The organism is Lysobacter terrae, assembly GCF_054782215.1.
In genome coordinates this window covers 287,644-304,132 of sequence record NZ_BAAGSX010000003.1, presented here as the reverse complement: position 1 = coordinate 304,132, position 16,489 = coordinate 287,644, and the positions used below count along the sequence as shown (strand labels likewise).

Annotated in this window: 18 protein-coding genes and 1 other RNA gene; 8 read left to right on the top strand and 11 right to left on the bottom strand. The window is 66.2% G+C overall.

The features are described 5' to 3' along the window. Positions 1–93 precede the first annotated feature (93 nt). The 8 genes from ACYVJ8_RS10615 to ACYVJ8_RS10580 form a co-directional block, all read right to left on the bottom strand. Complete coding sequence (locus tag ACYVJ8_RS10615) at positions 94–825, bottom strand: 2OG-Fe dioxygenase family protein (RefSeq protein ID WP_460712155.1); 732 nt, start codon at positions 823–825, stop codon at positions 94–96. 16 nt (positions 826–841) lie between these two features. After that, complete coding sequence (gene rpiA, locus ACYVJ8_RS10610) at positions 842–1,489, bottom strand: ribose-5-phosphate isomerase RpiA (protein WP_460712123.1); 648 nt, start codon at positions 1,487–1,489, stop codon at positions 842–844. A 4-nt stretch (positions 1,490–1,493) separates the two neighbouring features. After that, positions 1,494–1,961, bottom strand: a complete 468-nt coding sequence (locus tag ACYVJ8_RS10605) for an EVE domain-containing protein (RefSeq protein WP_460712121.1) — start codon at positions 1,959–1,961, stop codon at positions 1,494–1,496. 10 nt (positions 1,962–1,971) lie between these two features. Next, complete coding sequence (locus tag ACYVJ8_RS10600; RefSeq protein ID WP_460712118.1) at positions 1,972–2,589, bottom strand: 5-formyltetrahydrofolate cyclo-ligase; 618 nt, start codon at positions 2,587–2,589, stop codon at positions 1,972–1,974. A gap of 143 nt (positions 2,590–2,732) precedes the next feature. Beyond that, a non-coding RNA gene (ssrS, locus tag ACYVJ8_RS10595) (6S RNA) lies at positions 2,733–2,920 on the bottom strand. A gap of 127 nt (positions 2,921–3,047) precedes the next feature. Next, positions 3,048–3,356, bottom strand: coding sequence for a cell division protein ZapA (locus tag ACYVJ8_RS10590; protein WP_460712116.1), 309 nt, complete (start codon positions 3,354–3,356; stop codon positions 3,048–3,050). Continuing rightward, positions 3,353–3,574, bottom strand: a complete 222-nt coding sequence (locus ACYVJ8_RS10585; RefSeq protein WP_460712114.1) for a TIGR02449 family protein — start codon at positions 3,572–3,574, stop codon at positions 3,353–3,355. Before ACYVJ8_RS10585 ends, ACYVJ8_RS10590 begins: the two co-directional genes overlap by 4 nt. A gap of 54 nt (positions 3,575–3,628) precedes the next feature. Beyond that, a complete protein-coding gene (locus ACYVJ8_RS10580) occupies positions 3,629–8,197 on the bottom strand; it encodes an EAL domain-containing protein (protein ID WP_460712112.1) in 4,569 nt (1,522 codons plus the stop codon). A gap of 113 nt (positions 8,198–8,310) precedes the next feature. Here ACYVJ8_RS10580 and ACYVJ8_RS10575 point away from each other — a divergent pair, with 113 nt between their 5' ends. Together ACYVJ8_RS10575 and ACYVJ8_RS10570 are read left to right on the top strand one after the other, a co-directional pair. Then, positions 8,311–8,868, top strand: coding sequence for a UPF0149 family protein (locus ACYVJ8_RS10575; RefSeq protein WP_460712110.1), 558 nt, complete (start codon positions 8,311–8,313; stop codon positions 8,866–8,868). 3 nt (positions 8,869–8,871) lie between these two features. Continuing rightward, positions 8,872–10,218, top strand: coding sequence for an aminopeptidase P N-terminal domain-containing protein (locus tag ACYVJ8_RS10570; RefSeq protein ID WP_460712108.1), 1,347 nt, complete (start codon positions 8,872–8,874; stop codon positions 10,216–10,218). Positions 10,219–10,221: 3 nt separating this feature from the next. Here ACYVJ8_RS10570 and ACYVJ8_RS10565 read toward each other — a convergent pair whose 3' ends face one another. Continuing rightward, a complete protein-coding gene (locus tag ACYVJ8_RS10565; protein ID WP_460712104.1) occupies positions 10,222–10,668 on the bottom strand; it encodes a nuclear transport factor 2 family protein in 447 nt (148 codons plus the stop codon). 215 nt (positions 10,669–10,883) lie between these two features. Here ACYVJ8_RS10565 and ACYVJ8_RS10560 point away from each other — a divergent pair, with 215 nt between their 5' ends. Beyond that, positions 10,884–11,651: a lytic transglycosylase domain-containing protein gene (locus ACYVJ8_RS10560; RefSeq protein ID WP_460712153.1), complete on the top strand. Its 768-nt coding sequence runs from the start codon at positions 10,884–10,886 to the stop codon at positions 11,649–11,651. Between the two features lie 190 nt (positions 11,652–11,841). Then, positions 11,842–12,501, top strand: a complete 660-nt coding sequence (locus tag ACYVJ8_RS10555) for an EF-hand domain-containing protein (protein WP_460712099.1) — start codon at positions 11,842–11,844, stop codon at positions 12,499–12,501. A 59-nt stretch (positions 12,502–12,560) separates the two neighbouring features. On the opposite strand, the gene ACYVJ8_RS10550 is transcribed toward ACYVJ8_RS10555, so the two are convergent. Together ACYVJ8_RS10550 and ACYVJ8_RS10545 are read right to left on the bottom strand one after the other, a co-directional pair. Next, positions 12,561–13,178: a hypothetical protein gene (locus tag ACYVJ8_RS10550; RefSeq protein WP_460712097.1), complete on the bottom strand. Its 618-nt coding sequence runs from the start codon at positions 13,176–13,178 to the stop codon at positions 12,561–12,563. Between the two features lie 142 nt (positions 13,179–13,320). Further along, positions 13,321–13,824 (bottom strand): hypothetical protein, encoded by a 504-nt coding sequence (locus tag ACYVJ8_RS10545; RefSeq protein ID WP_460712096.1) that lies wholly within the window; start codon positions 13,822–13,824, stop codon positions 13,321–13,323. A 180-nt stretch (positions 13,825–14,004) separates the two neighbouring features. On the opposite strand from ACYVJ8_RS10545, the gene ACYVJ8_RS10540 reads away from it, so the two are divergent. The 4 genes from ACYVJ8_RS10540 (at position 14,005) to ACYVJ8_RS10525 (ending at position 16,354) form a co-directional block, all read left to right on the top strand. After that, positions 14,005–14,193, top strand: a complete 189-nt coding sequence (locus ACYVJ8_RS10540) for a CPXCG motif-containing cysteine-rich protein (RefSeq protein WP_460712095.1) — start codon at positions 14,005–14,007, stop codon at positions 14,191–14,193. A 260-nt stretch (positions 14,194–14,453) separates the two neighbouring features. Continuing rightward, complete coding sequence (locus ACYVJ8_RS10535; protein WP_460712093.1) at positions 14,454–14,840, top strand: EF-hand domain-containing protein; 387 nt, start codon at positions 14,454–14,456, stop codon at positions 14,838–14,840. Between the two features lie 132 nt (positions 14,841–14,972). Next, positions 14,973–15,719, top strand: a complete 747-nt coding sequence (locus ACYVJ8_RS10530) for an HAD family hydrolase (RefSeq protein ID WP_460712151.1) — start codon at positions 14,973–14,975, stop codon at positions 15,717–15,719. Between the two features lie 113 nt (positions 15,720–15,832). After that, positions 15,833–16,354, top strand: coding sequence for a hypothetical protein (locus tag ACYVJ8_RS10525; protein ID WP_460712091.1), 522 nt, complete (start codon positions 15,833–15,835; stop codon positions 16,352–16,354). Positions 16,355–16,489 lie beyond the last annotated feature (135 nt).

The following is a 16,489-nucleotide window of genomic DNA, read 5'->3' as shown; positions in this document are numbered from 1 at the left end:
TGCAAGAGTAGGTCATCGCTGAGCATTTACTCCGAACCCCCGGCCCAAAAGGTCGGGGGTTCTTCTTTGTACGGATGGAAAATGCGGAGCTGATCAATCAGCGCGACGCAGCGTGACCACCAGAACATCCCGATGTGCCGGCAACGTCGGATCGAGCGGCGTCACCGCGGTCACGCCATGGAATACCCGCGAGTCGTCCACCAAGGCCGCATCGAAGACTTCGGTCAGAGTAAAGCTGCCTAAGAGCGCGCCATCCGCGGCATGAATGGTGGTGGTGCCACTGGCGATGTTCTGCCGATCGATCAGCAGGACCAGAACATAATCGACACCGTCACGATGGACGCCTTCGGGAGTGGGTTCCCCCGGCTCGTCGGGTCGCGCCTCGATGCGGAACTGGTGCACTTCGATGTGCCAGTCCCGCACCTCAGGTGCAAGCGGCGCAAAAACGGCCCGACTGAATTCGAGAATGGTGCGAAGCGATGCGCTGTCGCCAATCGCGGGTTCGATGGGCTCGAACCAGCGTTCGATATCGCCCTGCAGTCGGTTGTAGTCGCTCGACTGATAATGCGGCTGGTTCGGCTCCCTGCGGACCGGATTCCCAGCCGCACCCGAATACACCGCATAGCGACGCCGTCGCCGGCGACCGACTTTGGCGAGGTAGGTGTCCGGCCCCAGATGATCCCAGCTCGCGGCGAACGAACTCCAGTCCGTCAGCGGTCCAGTCCGCTCCAGCAGCTCGCGCATGGGCTTGGCTGCCGTGAAGCAAAAGCCAGCCTGCTGCAACACCGGCAACAACTCTTCCAGGCTGCTGAAAGCCGCGCGCATCGAGGCCACGCAGACCCTACAAGACCAAGGGCGGCTCGCCGCCCACGATCACGATGTCGGCGGGACGCCGCGCAAACAGGCCCACCGACACTACTCCGGGAATCTGGTTGAGCGCGGCTTCGGTACCGACCGGGTCCGTGATCGACAGGTTGTGGATGTCGAGAATCACATTGCCGTTGTCGGTCACCACGCCGTCGCGCCACACCGGCTGCCCGCCGGTCTTGGCGAGGATCTGACGCGCGACCAGGCTGCGTGCCATCGGGATGACTTCCACCGGTAGCGGAAACTTGCCCAACACATCGACGCGCTTGGCCGGATCGATGATGCAGATGAACTTGTCACTGGCCTCGGCGATGATCTTTTCGCGCGTCAACGCCGCGCCGCCGCCCTTGATCAGGCGCTTGTGCGGATCGCACTCGTCGGCGCCATCGACATAAAGCGACAACGGGCCGGTGGCGTTCAGATCGAGCACTTCGATGCCATGCATCTGCAGGCGCTGCGTGCTCTGCTCGGAACTCGACACCGCGCCGCGAATGCGGTCCTTGATCCGCGCCAGCGCATCGATGAAGAAGGCGACGGTGGATCCGGTGCCGACGCCGACGATCATGCCGTCTTCGACGTAATCGATGGCCTTTTCGCCGGCCAGGCGCTTGGCTTCACTCACGTGCTTATTCCAGGGAAAGAAGAAGTTTCCATTGCGCTGCCGTGACCGGCAGCACCGACAGGCGCGATCCGCGCTGGATCAGTGCAAACCCTTCGCCGAGCTCGTCCGCGTGGCGGCGGATCTCCTCCAGCGCAATGGTGCGCTCGAGCTTGCGTTCGAAGGTGACATCGACGAGATCCCAGCGCGGCTGTTCGCGGGTCGCTTTCGGATCGTGGTAATCGGACTTCGGATCGAACTGCGTCGGATCCGGATAGGGTGCGCTGGCGACCGTTGCGGTGCCCACGATACCCGGCACGTCGCAGCTGGAGTGATAGAACAGGACGCCGTCGCCGACCTGCATGGCGCGCATGTGGTTACGCGCCTGGTAATTGCGCACGCCGGTCCAGGGTTCGGTGCCCACGCGCTTCAGATCGTCGATCGAAAATGCGTCGGGCTCGGACTTCATCAGCCAATAGCGGCGGCGTGGCGTCATCGCGGAAAGCTCATTGCGGAGGGCGGTCTGTCTGCGAAACAAAGTCCAGGCTGCTCATCTCGGTGCAGATCGCATCCAGGCGAACATCCCAGGGCTGCGGTTCCGCCGCTTCGATTTGCTGGAGTGCGAATCCCGCTCCCACCAGGAAAGGCGGGGCGGCACGCTCATGGCGGAAAGCGAAGCTGCGATCGTACCAGCCGCCGCCCATGCCGAGCCGGTTGCCACGGTGGTCGAAGCCCACCAGCGGCAATACCACCAGCGAAAGCTCCGTGGCCTCGAGCAGCGATGCCGATGCGACGTCCGGCTCGGGGATGCCGTAGCGATTGCTTACCAAACCGTCACCCGCGCGCCACGGCGCGAATCGCAGCACCTGGTCGTCGCACAAGACCGGCAGGCAGTAGACGCAATCCCGAGGCAGGCGGAGCTGCCATGCGTGCAAGGCGATCTCGCCGTCCATCGCCCAGTAGCCTGCGACGTAACCCGCCTGCGGAGCAAACGGCAGGGACAGCAGGTGCCCGGCCAGTGTGTCGGCTGCGGCAATGCGTTGCGCAGCGGGCAGCTGACGACGGCGCTCACGCAATTCGAGTCGAAGCTGGCGGCGCTGGGCAGCGCTGGCGACCTCATTCATGCGTTGATCGCGGCCATGCGCCGTCCATGCAGCGAGCGGGAGTCGAGCGCAACAGAGCGCGGTTGAATCTGCGCACGCTTATGCAGCTGCGCAGGGAAGCAAGACAAATGCAGCGCCGAAGCGCTGCATTGCGGGAAAAGAAAAAGTCCTCCACCGGTGTGCGATGCCTGCGAAACGACCTTGAACCCGGGGTTCAAGTGGGGACGCTTGGATGCCTTCGGGCTTTCCGCTACAAGGCGGACTTGCACTCCGGGCTTCCGCTGCGCCCCCGTGGTCGTCATTAAGGGACAAGGCGAATGTTTGCGCAGGCTGTCGCGCACAGCAGAGGACGTGCGCGAATTATAGCGCGGGGTTTGCAGAGAGCCAGCCCGCTCGTCGGGGCAAGGCCGGTTGCGATTCAGGCGCAGCATGATTCAACGATGCAGGCGCCGGACGTGCTTGATCCCGACGAAGCGTTTTCAACGCGGTGCGTTGTCGAACAGACCGTCGATCTTGCGATGGAGTTCGTCGATGGTACGCACCAACTCGCGATCGCGGCCTTCGCCCTCGCTGCGCACCAGCTGAAGTTCGTGCGCGAGGTTCAACGCCGCCAGCACCGCAACGCGATCGAGCGCGGCCATGCGGTTGTTGCCGCGAATCTCGCGCATCTTGTTATCGAGCAGCTTGGCGGCCGCGATCAGGCTGTCGCGTTCGTCCGGCTCGCAACCGACGGTGTACTCGCGATCGAGCAGGCGGATGCTGACCGGCTCGCTGGTCTTGGAACTCACGTGTGCTGCTCCAGCGACTTGAGCCGCGCAATCATCGCTTCCACCCGCGTACGCGCCTGCTCGTTCTTGGCGAGCAGCGTTGAGCGCTCGTTGATCAGCTGCTCCTGCTGCAGGCGAAGACTGCGGTTCTCGTCGTTGAGCCGGCGCGCCTGGGCGCCCAGCTCGTCCAGCCGAGCCGACAGGTTCTGCAGTTCCGCGATGAGTTGGGCGCGATCCATGGGCGGATGATGGGGAGCGGAGGTTAACCGGTCAAGGCAGCGGGCGATCGTCGGTCAGCCCGAAACGACCTGGCGATCGGTTTCCGCGGTCGCGGAAGCCCAGCTGTGAAGGAAGGTGAGGCATTCCTCGGCGCGGAGCGGGCGGGCGAGCCAATAGCCCTGGATCTCGTCGCAGCCGTGATCGTGCAGGAACTTGACCTGCGCCTCGGTCTCCACGCCCTCGGCCACCACGTTCAAGCCGAGCGAGTGCGCCATCGCGATCACCGCGCCGGTGATCGCCTCGTCGTCGGGGTCGCGGGTGAGATCGCCGATGAACTCCTTGTCGATCTTCAGCGTCGTTAGCGGCAGCCGCTTGAGGTAGGACAGCGACGAATAACCGGTGCCGAAGTCATCGATCGCCAGGCCTACGCCGAGGTCGCGGATCGCCTGCAGCATGGCAGCGTTCTGTTCGGCGTTGGCCATGATCACCGTCTCGGTGAGCTCCAACTGCAGCCGCTCTGGCGGGATGTTGCGGCCGAACAGCGCGCGAGCGACCACGTCGGGAAGATGCCCGCGGGCCAGCTGCATGGCCGAAACGTTGACCGCGATCGAGACATCCTCGAGGCCCTGTTCGCGCCACAGCTCGAGGGTGGAGCAGGCTTCCTGGATCGCCCACTCGCCGATTTCCAGGATGAGGCCGGTTTCTTCGGCCAGCGGAATGAAGCGGTCCGGAGGAATATCGCCGTGCTCGGGGCTGTACCAGCGCAGCAGCGCTTCGACGCCGGTGATGCGCATCTGCGTCAGCGACAGCTTGGGCTGGAACATCAGCCGCAGTTCGTTGCGATCCAGCACCTTGCGCAGCGCCGCGGAGATCGTGGCGCGCTGGCGGATCTCCACGTCCATGGCGTCGGTGTAGCGCATGAAGGTACGCCGGCCGGCGGCCTTCGCCTGGTACATCGCCGTGTCCGCGTGCTTGAGCAGATCGGTGGGAATCTGCGCGTGATCCGGATACAGGCTGATGCCGATCGAAGGCGAAATCGACACGTCGTGGCGATCATCGATGTCCAGCGGCTGGCCGAAGGCGTCGATGATGCGGCGGGCCACGTGCTCTGCCTCGTCGATGGTGTCCAGGTCCTCGAGTACGACGGTGAACTCGTCGCCGCCCAGTCGCGCCACCGTGTGTTGCGGCCCCACCGTGGACTGCAGACGCGCCGCGGCGGCACGCAGGATGCGATCGCCCGCCGCGTGGCCGAGCGAATCGTTGATGTCCTTGAAGCGGTCCAGGTCGAGGAAAAGCACCGCAATGCGCTTGCCCTGCCGGCGCGCGCGGACGATGGCGCGCGAAAGACGCTCCGACAGCAGCGTGCGATTGGGCAGGCTGGTCAGCGTGTCGTAATTCGCCAGATAGCGCAGTTCCTGTTCGGCGCGCTTCTGGTCGGTGATGTCGCCGAGCACACCCACGTAATGGCTGCGCTGGCCGGTGGCGTCGAGCACGATGCTGGCCTGCACCGAGCACAGGAATTCCTGGCCGTCCTTGCGCTGTTGCCACAGTTCGCCGGACCAGCGGCCATCGCGTTCCAGCCGATAACGCATCTGCCGGTAGAACTCCGGATCGTGCTGCGGGCTGTTGAGGAGCGAGGTGTCGCGCCCCAGCACTTCGACGTCGCTGTAGCCGGTCATGCGCGTGAACGCCGGGTTCACCGAGACGAAGCAGAAGTCGCGGTCGAAGACGCAGACCGCTTCGGCCATGCTGCGCAGCACTTCGCTGGCGATGCGGCGTTCGCGCTCGGCGTTGCGCGTGGCGGTGACGTCGCGGGCGGTACCGGCGATACGCAGTGCACGACCATCGGAGCCGCGGTCGACCACGCGGCCGCGCGCGAGCATCCAGGCCCAATGGCCGTCGGGGAGGCGGACGCGATGCTCCGAAAGCATCAGCGAGGTCTCGCCGCGAAGGTGCTGGCGTACCAGGTCGAGCAGGCGCGGCAGATCGTCGGGATGGACTTCGTGCTGCTCGACGATCTCCATGTGCACCGCGCTGTCGGGATCGGCGACGCCGCTCTCGTCGATGCGCATCGCGTACATCTCGTTGCGCTGCAGGTCGTAGTCCCAGAAGATTTCGCCGGAGCCCCACAGCGCCAGTTTCAGCCGTTGCTCGCGTTCGCGGATCGCATCGAACAAGGAGCGTTCGCGCTTGACCTGCTTGCGGTGGCGCCACCACAAAGTCGCGGCCAATCCCAGCAACAGCAGCACAGCGGCGGCGACGACCCGCGGATGCCGCCACCAGGGCGGCAGTACGTGCACAGGGACGGTCAATTCCTGCGAACTCCAGACGCCGTCGCGGTCGGTCGACTGCACGTGCAGTACGTAGTCGCCGGGGGGCAGGCGCGTGTAGGTGATGTCCTGCTGCGCGCCGTTATCGATCCAACCGACGTCGAAGCCGTCGAGCCGATAGCGATAGAGAATGTTGCCCGCCGGCGCGAAATCCAGCGCGCCCACGCGAAGGCGCAACAGGTCGGCGCCATCGGGCACGGAGAGGGCATCCGGCCGCCACGACGTGCCTTCGCTTTCCGGCGCATCGGCGCCGATGCGTACCGAGAGCAGGCGCAGCGGCGGCACATACGCGGTGTCGCCGATGCTGCGCGGACTGAAGAGGTTCAGGCCACGCACGCCGCCGAGCGCGATGCGGCCGTCGCTGAGCATGGCGTCGGCGTTGCCGTTGAATTCGAGATCCTGCAAGCCGTCGGCCAGACCGTAGATGCGGTAGCGATCGTTCGCGGGTTCGAAGCGGGTGATGCCGTTGTCGGTGCCCAGCCACAAGGTGCCGGCGGGCGCCTCGACTATGGAGAAGACCACCGGTACCGGCCGGTCGTGCATGGCGTCGGCGAGAGGATGCGCGAAGGCGATGCCGCCGTCCGCACCTTCCATGACGCGGCTCAGGCCGGCATGCGTGCCGACCCAGATGGTGCCGTCGGCGGACTGTCGCAGCGCGCGCACGAGATTGCCCGCCAGGCTGCCCGGCGCATCGATGCCGTGCCGGAAGTGCCGCAGGCGCCCGTTCGCGGGATCGAACAGGTCCAGGCCATCGCCGGTACCGAGCCAGATCCGCCCGCGCCGGTCTTCCAGCAGCGTGTGCACGGCCGGATGCGAGAGTTGGTTGGGGTCGTTTTCGCGGTAGCCGTAGTGCAGTACTTCGCCGCTGTCGGGCGAATAGCGCAGCGCGCCGTTGTTGGCGGTTCCGATCCACAACAAGCCGTTGCGCGTGAGCAGCAGACTGCGGATGCGTGTCTGGCTGTAGCTGCCCAAATCGACCGGCGTGATGGCGCCCTTGCGCGGATCCAGTCGCAACAGGCCGCGCTCGGTAGCGACCCACAGCGTCCCATCCAAATTGCGCGCGAGCGCCATGACCCGCGGCCGGTCCGTGCCAGGCGCAAGCGGGAGGCGCGAAGTGAAGTCTTCGAACCGGTCGGCAACCAGGTCGTAGCGCAGGAAGCGTGCATCGTCGGTGCCGAGCCACAGCATGCCGGCATCGTCCTGCGCGATCGCACGCACGCTGTCGTCGGTCGCCGGGTTGTGCGGCCCGCCGCTGTCGAGGTCGAGGATGTAGGTGAAGCGCGTGCCCAGCGGATCGGCCACGCTGACGCCGCGGAACTGTCCGCCCAGCCACAGCATCCCGCCGCGGTCGACGAGCAAAGCGTTGATGCCGTCTTCGGGCAGGCTCGAAGCCACCGCGGCCTGCTCACGGAACGACTGGCTGCGTCCGCTGGCGGGGTCCAGGCGCAACACGCCCTGCTTGCTCAGCGACAGCCACAGCTGATGATCGGGCGACTCGGCGATTGCCCATACTTCGACGTCGTGTGCGTCGCCCTCCGGCGCGTCCGCGGTGGGCCAGGCCTTGAGCAGCGAGCGGCCATCGGAAGCCAGGCGGAACAAGCCTTCCGGCGTGCCCACCCACAGTTGCCCGCGGTGGTCGAAGGCGAGCGCACGTACCACCACGGCCGACCGCAGGCGTTCCACGCCGCCGCGCGCGCCGATCCGATACAGGCCGGTCTGCGTTCCATACCAGACGTCGCCGTCGCGTCCGCTGACCAGGGCCTGGCGGGGCGTCGCCCGCAGTGCCTTGGAGTCGAGCGTGATCACGCGGTCGCGCGTACCCGTCGCCGGATCCAGCCGCTCCAGGCCGGCCAGCGTGCCGACCCAGACCTTGCCCGCATGCGGCAGCAGCGCCATGACCTGTCGTTGCGACTGCTGGCTGTTTCCGGCCTCGTAGCGGCGGATGGCCCCGTTGCTCAGGTCGATACGGGAGACGTACTGCGCGTACGAACCCACCCACAGCGCGTCGCTCTCGGCGGCCAGCGCGGTGACGTAGCTGTCGGGAAGGCTGCCGGGATCGCGCGGATCATGGCGGTACTGAACGTAGCGCTGCCCGTCATAACGGTGCAGGCCACCTTGGGTGGCGACCCAGATGAAGCCCTGCGCGTCCTGCACCATCGCATTGACGGTGTTCTGTGCCAGGCCGCGTTCGCTGCCGAGCCGTTCGAAATAGTAGTCACGCGTCAGCGCCACGGCATCGCCGGCCACGCCTGCGCCGAGCAGGCCCGCGATCGCTGCGATCAGGCAGGCAGTGAAGGACTGAAAAAAGCGCACGGACCCCAGCCGTTAGCCGTATGCGGCCAGTGTATGACACGCGGCGGCTGCCGCCAGCCTCGCCGGTGCCGCTAAACTGCCCGCATCCCCCCGCTCTTCCTGAACATCCCAACGTGCCGTCCCCAAACACCCCCGATTTGCCCGCTCCGGCGGTGCTGGAAGCCGAAATCCGCGCCCTCGCGCTGGCCGTGACCGCGTCCGAACTCCACGGCAGCCTCTGTGGCTGGCTGGCCGGCGGCGGCTCGGCGCAGCGAGACTGGCTGGCCAAGGTCCTGGCCGACCCGGCGCTACCGGCGGTGAGCGAAGGCAGCGCGCTCGATGTGATGTGCCAGGCCAGCGCCGCGCAGCTGGCCGATCGCAGCTTCGGCTTCGAACTGCTGCTGCCGGACGCGGATGCCTCGCTGTCCGAGCGCAGCGGCGCGCTGTTCGACTGGTGCCGCGGTTTCCTGGGCGGCTTCGGCCTGTCGGCCGGCGCCGCGCCCACGCTGTCGGAAGACAGCCAGGAGGCGCTGGCGGACCTGGCCCGGCTCGCGGCCGCACAGCCGCAGGACGATGGCGACGAAGAGGACGAGGAAGCGCTGGTGGAGCTGGAGGAATTCGTCCGCGTCGCCTCGCTGCTGCTGCACGGCGACTGCGTGATGGCGGCGCAGCATCGGCAGCGCTTCAACTGACGCATGAATAAGCCCGTCGCGGTCAACAAATCGCTCGCCGTTCCGGCTCGCTCTTACACGCGGCGCCGCAAGCAGCTCATGCGCATGGCGGGCGACGAAGCCATCCTGATTCTGCCCGCGGGCAAGGAAGTCATACGCAGCCGCGACACGCATTACCCGTACCGGCAGGATTCGGACTTCTGGTACCTCACTGGCTTCGACGAGCCCGACGCGGTGCTGGTGCTGGTGCCCGGCCGCAAGCATGGCGAGGCGCTGCTGTTCTGCCGCGAGCGCGATCTGGAACGCGAAGCCTGGGACGGGCCGCGCTACGGTCCTGAAGGTGCAGTGGAGGCGTTCGGGTTCGACGATGCGTATCCGATCGGCGACCTCGACGACATCCTGCCCGGCCTGCTGGAAGGGCGTACCCGGGTCTACTACCACTTCGGGCGCGATCAGGAATTCGATCTCAAGCTGATCGGCTGGTTGAACCGCGTGCGCGCGCAAATCCGCCATGGCGCGCAGCCTCCGCATGAATTCCTCGAGCTGGGCCATCTGCTCGACGAGATGCGCCTGTTCAAGGACCGCGACGAACTGCGGCTGCTGCAACGCGCCGCGGATATCAGCGTGCTCGCGCACGAAGCGGCCATGCGCACGGCGCGCGTGGGCCAGCGCGAGTACCACCTGCAGGCGGAAGTGGAGCGTGTTTTCCGCCAGCACGATGCCGAGCCCGCCTACGGCAGCATCGTCGGTGCGGGCCGTAATGCCTGCGTGCTGCACTACCGCGCCAACAATGCGGCCGTGAACGACGGCGATCTGGTGCTCATCGACGCCGGCGCCGAATACCGCGGCTACGCGGCCGACATCACCCGCACGTTTCCCGCCAGCGGCCGCTTCAGCAAGGAGCAGCGCGCACTGCATGATCTGGTTGTGCACGCGCAGGCGGCGGCGCTGAAGCAGGCGCGTCCAGGCGTTCCCTATGAGGCGGGGCACCTCGCGGCCGTGGCCACGCTCACCGAAGGCCTGCTGCGGCTCGGCCTGCTCAAGGGCAAGCTGGAGAAGAACATCGCCGACGGCCTGTATCGCAGGTTCTATCGGCACAAGACCGGCCACTGGCTGGGGCTGGATGTGCACGACGTAGGCGAGTACCGCATCGACGGCGAGTCGCGGCTGCTGGAGCCCGGCATGGTCTTCACCATCGAGCCGGGCCTGTACATCGGCGCAGACGACACCAGCGTCGACGCGAAGTGGCGTGGCATCGGCATCCGTATCGAAGACGACGTAGTGGTGACCAAGGACGGCCACGAAGTGCTGACTGACAAGCTCGCCCGCAACGCCGACGAGGTCGAAGCACTCATGGCGAGCGCGGCCTGAGATCTACTCGGGCAGTCGCAGCGACGCCTGCCCAAGCACGTAACGCCAACCTTCCGGCGTGCGCACGTAGGTATCGCTGAACCATAGTTTGTAATCGAAGCGCGCGCCCTGGCGGTCGACGCCCTTGAGCCACAGCTTGGCGGTGACGACCGCGGTGTCGCCCCATACGCGCACCGTCTGCGCGAGCTCATCCTGCTGCTCGTAGGTGCGGTTGCGCTCGCGCGCTTCGCGCAGCAGGTCGGCCTTGTCGAAGGTCGTGCCGTTGCCGACCACGAGCACGAAGTCGTCGGCGAGAATGCGGTCCATCGTGTCGGCATCGTTCGCCTTCACCGCGGCCTGGTAGGTCTTGTCCAGTGCAGCCACCGTGGCGATGTCGTCGGCGGGAGCGGCATGCGCCGTGGCCGCGCCGAGCACGGAGGCGAGTAGCAGGTAGGAAGGTTCGCGAAGCATGGCGACTCCTCGTTATGGAGGTGACAGGATGGCTCTGGTGCGCGTGTCCTGCTCGCCGCTTTCGGACGGCAATCCCGGGCCGCGTTTGGGTCTCAGCAACGGATTTTTCGCGAGCCGGCCGATCGCGCCTCGCGGCGTCAGGGGCCAGACCATTGGCACATTCCCGGGTTCGCACCGGGGAACACACTGCCGCCATGATCGCGCGCCGCCTGTTCATGGCTGGGGTTCTGATATCGCTGTTGTTGACGGCAGCGACCGTGCAGGCGCGCACCGTTTATCGCTGCATGCGCGGCGGCAAGGTCAGCCTGGCGACGGCGCCCGAGCCCGGATCGCGCTGCACACCCAAGCACATCGACGACGATGCGGTGAAGTTGCCGAATCTGTGGGGCGATCTGGGCGTCATCAACGGCACGCTCTACGAGCGCGAACAGGATGGCCGCACGGTGTACAGCACGCGCGAGCTCCCGGGTTCCACACCGGTGATGGGCTTCACCGTCGCCACGCCGCCGGGTGAGCCGGCGCACGTGGGGCTGGGCAACGTGGGCAAGCCGCGCCTGGATCGCTATGCGGCGCAGTTCCGCGCGGCGTCGAAGAAGCACGGTGTGGATGACGCGTGGCTGCGTGCCATCGCGCATGCCGAAAGCGCCTTCGATGCGAAGGCCCTCTCGCCCAAAGGTGCGCAGGGCGTGATGCAGCTGATGCCCGACACCGCGCGCAGCTACGGCGTCACCGATGCCTATTCGCCCGGGCAATCGATCGATGCCGGCGCGCGCCATCTGCAGATGTTGCTACGCCGGTACGGCGGTAATCTGACGCTGGCCGCGGCGGCCTACAACGCCGGTGTCGGTGCGGTGTCGCGTTTCGGCGGAGTGCCGCCTTATCGCGAAACCCGCACCTACATCGCCAAGGTGCAACAGCTGCACGAGAGCTACCGCGCAGCCATGAATCCCGCCAAGCCGGGCACGGGGCACGCGTCTCCGTGAGGGCCTTCATCGCAGGGCGTTGATGCGCAGCAGCAAATCCAGCGCGTTCTCGTTCATATCCTGATGCAGCGCATCGACTGAACGGATGCCGCCGCCGTCGCGCACGGCCGGCGCCGGTTCCCTCACGACGCCTAAAGGCCGCGCGTCCCAGCTTGGTGTCGCCGCGCGCACGCGCGCTGGAGGACACGCCATGAACGCAAGCAAGCGCAATCTGCTCGCCCTCGCGCTGGCGGCAGCGATGCTGTCGCCAGCGGTCGCGGCACAGGAAGTCGGCAAGGGACCGCCCGACATACCGCAAGTCACGCCACCGCCGGACGCACCGGTACCCAACTCGCCAGAACGCACGATGCGCGATGTCTATCCGCCGGTGACCAACCCCACCGCACAGGTCGACACCACTGCACCGCCGCCGTCGCCACCGAAATCGCAAGGCGCGGAACATGCGAGGTCCCACTCGTCCGCAGTGCGGCGCGACGTTTGGACACGTCTGGATACCGACGGCGACGGCAAGATCAGTACCACCGAAAGCGCGGCCGACACGGACTTCAACACCGGCTTCGCCACCATGGACGTGGACCATGATGGCTTCGTGACCGACATCGAGTATCGAACCGCTGCCAAGGCCCAAATGGAAAAGGGACGCGGCGCGAGCGATGCTTCGGAACGCAGCGCTTCCAGCCTCGGCGATGTGCTGAGCCGGCTGGACACCAATGCCGATGGTTCCATCAGCATGAGCGAAGGCGAGGCCGATGCCGGGTTCAAGGCCAATTTCGCCGCCATCGACAGCAACAGCGATGGCACGGTGACGCGCGGCGAATATCAGGCTTGGTTGAAGGCCAACCGCAAGTAGCGGGCCGCACGAACGAAAGGGCAGATACGACAAGGGCGCCCAGGGCGCCCTTGTCGGTCTCACATCATCTTGTCGCGCGACTGTTCGGCGCGCGCGGCGCCGATCTTGGTTTGGACATCGCGCACTTCTTCCGGCGGCGGCAGCACGGCCGGCATGCCCAACGCCTGGATCCACAGTTCGCGGGTCCAGCCCGAGGAGTGGTAGAGGTGCCGGTCCTCCTCGTCCTCGACCTGTTCATAGGCTTTGCGCAGCACAGCGACCGCATCGCCGGTGCCCTTCTTGGCAAGTTGCCCGATCAGCTCCCAGTTCATGTGGTCCTTGGTTTCGGCCAGCACCACGCACTCGCCGGCGACGATTTCGGCGCCGGCAGGATCGGCATCGCTGCGCGCCTTCTGGATCGCCTGCACCAGTGATGCGCCCAGATGGGCCACGACCTCGCGGCCCGGCGTACGCGCTTCCGGATCGAGTCCGAGCGACTCGAATACCTCCAGCAGGATCTGCCGGTGGCGCTTGGTCTGTTCCAGGTATTCCTCCCATTCGTGGCGAAGGTCGTCGTTCTGGGCGGCCTTGAGGGCGTTGGTATAGACCTCGATCCCACCCATCTCGGTTTCCAGCGCCTGGTACAGCAGTTCGTGCAGACCAGTGGAGTCGAATCCGGTGTTCTTGCTGCGTGCCATCGTGCGTCTCCTGCGTCGTGAAGCGACCGCCGCAGGTTCCCGCGCGACGCGTTGTGCGCGGGTGAGACGTCGATGAAGGAAAACGTAAGCGACCGCGCGCACTACGTGCGCAGTGCCTGCGCACTGCGCAGCAAGGGACGCCTCAGCGGATCAATGCCGTTGGGGTTTCGAACGGCAGGGACAGCGCGCCGGTGCGCGTCACCGCGCTTTCGACGGCAGGCAGCGTTTCGGCGGCGCCGTCGACCAGGACGAGGATGCGTCCGGCCTTGATCTCGCCGTCGAACTTCTGCCGCACCGGGTCCGGCAGCGAGGATCCGACCAGCGACGAGGCGAATGCGCCGACGAGCACGCCGGCCAGCGCGACCAGTCCGGCACCGCTCCAGCTCATGCCGATGGAAGGAAACACCAGGACGGCGATCGCGCCGGCCACCAGCCCGGCGATGCCGCCGAACAGTGCACCCCGCAGTGCCGCGGGAACGAAGTCGCTGTCGGCTTCCTTGCGGCGGTTGGGGATGTGCCCGACCTCGATGTCCGGACGCGCGACCAGGGAGATGTCTTCGTCGTGGATGCCCGCATCGCGCGCGGCCTGGATGGCGGCCCGGGCGGTGATCAGGTCGGGAGTACTGAAAACGCGTCGGGTCTTCATCGCGCGATCCTTATCGTGCCGCGAATCCAAGCATTGCAGCGCGCCGCGCGGCCCCCAGTGCGTGTCTCAGCTTTGCTCCGCAAAGGTTATTGACGCGTGACGACGCGCAAGGCCACCTTAGCGCGTGACGACGCGCCACGCGCTAGGCTGTGGCCGCGATTCGCACGCAGGAGTCATCAGATGTTGCCCACCATCGCGGTGCCATGCCCGTACTGCGGCGAACGCGTCGAACTGATGATCGACGAAACCACCGACCTGCAACGCTATGTCGAAGACTGCCCGGTCTGTTGTCGGCCGATGGAGATTTCCGTGGCCTTCGATGCCGGCGGCGAAGTGATGGTGAGCGCTTCACGCGACAGTGACGCCTGATTCGCGAGGCCGCGGAAGCCCCATTCGTAAACGTTGTGTTCCATTCAGCCGGCCGTCGAGCCGTAATTAGATGGGCGTCACCCTTCTGCAGGATTCAGCCGGCGGCCATAAACCGGTTTGCTGCCGTTGTGGTTAACGCGGCGTGGAGGTGTCGCGCGCGGCGGTGTTTGTGTTCATCCGTACCGGGGCAAGGTGCGAATCGTGCGGGGCACATCCCCCGATTTCTTATCGCCACGCACGACCCTTAAGGAGAGAAACTGATGAATCTGTCCCGCAAGACCCTGATTGGTAGCTTCGCCCTCGCCGCCGTGCTGTCTGCCCCGCTGGCGTTCGCGCAGTCGCAGACGGATACCTCTGCGTCGACCGACGCTTCCGCTCAGTCGACCACCCCGACCGACACCACTGCCACGCAGTCCACCCAGGCCACCACGTCCAACGATGCTTCCGCCGCGACCTCGGGCGATCCGTCGAAGAAGAGCTGGAACGATGTCGACGTCAACAAGGACGGCAGCCTGAGCAAGGCCGAGGCTGCCGCGATCCCGGCGCTGGGCCAGGTCTTCGACAAGGCCGACGCGAATGCCGACGGCGCGCTGAGCGCCGACGAATACAAGGCCTACGTCAGCAAGTCGAAGGGCGGAAAGAAGTAAGCCAGCCGAGCCACGGTTCCAACCATCGAATCGATGCCGCCTATACCCCCAGGCGGCATCCCAACGAAAGGCGGCCCTCATGGCCGCCTTTCTCTTTGCCCGAAACACTGTCCGTAGCGCGGCGCTGGCATACTGGCCGCCATGATTTCCGCAGACCAAACCATCCGCCTGGTCGGCTTCGACGGCGACGACACCTTGTGGCGCAGCGAGGACTACTACCACGCGGCGCAGGCCGACTTCGAGCGCATCGTGCAGAAGTACGTGGACCTGCAGGACGCGCACATGTACGACCGCCTGTATGCGGTGGAAATGCGCAACCTGGCCCTGTTCGGCTATGGCGTGAAAAGCATGACGCTGTCGATGGTGGAGGCCGCGGTCGAAATCACCCAGGCGCGCATCAGCGCCGCCGACCTGCACCGCATCGTGCTGCTGGGCAAGGAGCTTCTCCAGCACCCGGTGGAACTGTTGCCGGGCATCCGCGAAGCCGTGGAAGCGATCGCCGCCGAGCACGAGGTCGTCCTGATCACCAAGGGCGACCTCTTCCATCAGGAGAACAAGGTCCGGCAGTCGGGCTTGTCCGAGCTGTTCCACCGCATCGAGATCGTCAGTGAGAAGGACGCGTCGACTTATGCGCGCGTGCTCGGCGAATTCGATCTGCCGGCCTCGCGTTTCGCCATGATCGGCAACTCGCTGCGCTCCGACATCGCTCCTGTGCTCGAGCTGGGCGGGTGGGGGGTATACATGCCCTATCACGTGACCTGGGCGCACGAGACCGAGGCGCAGGTCGACGAGGACGCGCCCCGGCTGCGGCGGGTCGCTGAACCGTCGGAACTGCCGGCCGCGGTGGAGTCGCTGGCGCAGGCGGTCGCCGCCGGCTAACTGGAATCTGAGCGGGGGGCCGCGCTCACGCAAAAATTACAAGTCGGTTCACCGCGCCGGTCGCATCGTCGACCCGTGCCCGCCATGGTGGCGGGCGTGAGAGGAGAACCGCGATGGCCACACTGACCCGCTGGCTGGCTTCCACCGCACTCGCCGCGGGCCTGGGCATGGCGGCGCTAACGACGCCGGCCCCGGCCCACGCGCAGAACGACGACGACCTGGTCCGCGTGATCGTCGATGTCGCCGACGTCATTTTCCGCGGCGGTGACCCGTATTACCGCTACGGCGACTACGGCTACAACGACCGCCTGATCATGGAGCGCGACCGCTACGGCCGCCCGATCTACTACCGCTACGAGCCGAGGAATTACCGCTCCGGCCCGCCGTACGGCAATGCCTACGGGTATTGGCGCAATCAGGACCGGTCACGCATGAAGTGTGATCGCAACGGACGCTGCACGACGCGCTACTACGACCCGCGTTACGACCGGCGCGGCTACGACAACCGCTATTACAGCTACGACCGCCGTTATGACCGCCACGACCGCTACGATCGCAGTCATGACCGCTACCGCTATTGGGATGGCCGGCGCGGGCGCGATGACGACCACGACCACGACCGCGACGACGATTGATACGTCCCGTGTCCGCCGAACATGGATCGGCGAAGCCTAGGTGCAGGGGCAGGGCGGCGCTGTATGGCCGCCCTGTCGTTTTGAGCGCCCGGGTGGTGCGTGATGGCGCGCCGGTGCTAGCCTTTTTTCACCCCC